Raw genomic sequence first — 397 nt, 5'->3', positions numbered from 1 at the left:
CATCCATAGAAGTACTGTCCCTTTGTAGCATTGTAGCCAACATTTGCATAATCTCCAAGAACTTTGCTTCTGAAATTACGAATAGGCTGACACAAAGGAATGGGGAAGCTGTCAATAATGGATACACTCATTCCTTCAACCTCTTTAAAGACGAGTGCTTGGCGAATGACTTGGATACTCGGTAAGAGGGCATTACAACGGCGGACAAAGCGAGAATATTCTAGGAAATTAGGAAATAAACTTTGAGCCAATTGGTGCTTAGCTTTAAGCGTTTCACTAAAATGCAGTACGCCCCATAGGTAACAAGCGATAACTAAGCAATCTGATGTTGCGAGATGGATGTTCTTTCGGTTTTGAACCTCAAGGGAAACACTCGTTTGATAAAGCGTCTCAATGG

The 397-nt window shown here is 41.6% G+C and carries 1 pseudogene; it reads right to left on the bottom strand.

The window, feature by feature from the left end:
• A pseudogene (locus D7V97_RS43900) lies at positions 1-395 on the bottom strand (IS982 family transposase); the annotation flags it as partial.
• Positions 396-397 lie beyond the last annotated feature (2 nt).

This window comes from Corallococcus sp. CA053C (genome assembly GCF_003611675.1).
GTDB lineage: Bacteria > Myxococcota > Myxococcia > Myxococcales > Myxococcaceae > Corallococcus.
The sequence above is the reverse complement of the archived record's forward strand: the minus strand, read 5'-3'. Positions and strand labels throughout refer to the sequence as shown.